1 protein-coding gene is annotated in these 1,129 nt (G+C 65.5%); it reads right to left on the bottom strand.

What is annotated here, in order from left to right:
- Complete coding sequence (locus EEJ42_RS31485) at nt 1-1,092, bottom strand: IS630 family transposase (RefSeq protein ID WP_123105265.1); 1,092 nt, start codon at nt 1,090-1,092, stop codon at nt 1-3.
- Between the last annotated feature and the right edge of the window lie 37 nt (nt 1,093-1,129).

Genomic DNA, 1,129 nt, shown 5'->3' with positions numbered 1-1,129 from the left:
CTAGTGACCTGAGTCAGAGATTCGGTGGCAGTAGGCGGCGACTTTGTCGAGGATCTCGTCGGCGGTCTTGGTCCAGGCGAAGGGCCTTGGATGCTCGTTCCAGTCGGCGAGCCAGGTTCGGATGTCGCGTTCGAGGGCCTGGACGGAGCGGTGGACGCCTCGCTTGAGCTTCTTCTGCGTCAGCTCGGCGAACCACCGCTCCACCAGGTTCAGCCAGGACGAACTGGTCGGCGTGAAGTGCAGGTGGAAGCGCGGGTGTGCCAGCAGCCACTGCTTGACCGCGGGCGTCTTGTGAGTGACGTAGTTGTCCAGGATCAGATGCACGTCGAGGTCGGCGGGAACTTCCTTGTCGAGCTTGGCCAGGAACTTCTTGAACTCCACGGCCCGGTGCCGTCGGTGCAGGGAACCGATCACCTTCCCGGTGGCGACCTCCAGCGCCGCGAACAGGGTGGTGGTGCCGGCGCGGACGTAGTCGTGGCTGCGGCGTTCGGGGACACCGGGCACCATCGGCAGGACGGGCTGGGACCGGTCGAGGGCCTGGATCTGCGACTTCTCGTCCACACAGAGGACCAGAGCCTTCTCCGGCGGGTCGAGGTAGAGGCCCACCACGTCGCGGACCTTGTCGATGAACAGCGGGTCCGTGGACAGCTTGAACGTCTGCGACCGGTGCGGTGCCAGCGCGAACGCCCGCCAGATCCGCGAGATCGCCGACTGCGACATGCCTGTGGCCGCCGCCATCGACCTCGTCGACCAGTGGGTCGCGTTCTTCGGCTTCTCCTCCAGTGTCTTGACGATGACCCGCTCGACGTCTGCGTCAGTGATCTTCCGCGGGACACCGGGACGTGGCTCGTCGGACAGGCCATCCAGACCGCGTTCGAGGAATCGCCTCCGCCACGTGCGGACCGTATCCGCGGTGATCCCCAGCCGACGTGACACCTCCATGATCGAGTGCCCGTCGGCGCACTCCAGCACGATCCGCGACCTCAGGGCCAGAGCCTGAGCCGTCGTGCGACGACGCACCCAACCCTCCAGCACGGCCCGCTGGGCATCGGTCAACGACAACGGTGGAATCTTCGGACCCGGACGACTCATACCAAACCAACGATGAATCTCCGACTCAGGTCACTAG

Origin of the sequence: Streptomyces botrytidirepellens (assembly GCF_003721215.1) — a bacterium.
GTDB lineage: Bacteria > Actinomycetota > Actinomycetes > Streptomycetales > Streptomycetaceae > Streptomyces > Streptomyces himastatinicus.
The sequence above is the reverse complement of the archived record's forward strand: the minus strand, read 5'-3'. Positions and strand labels throughout refer to the sequence as shown.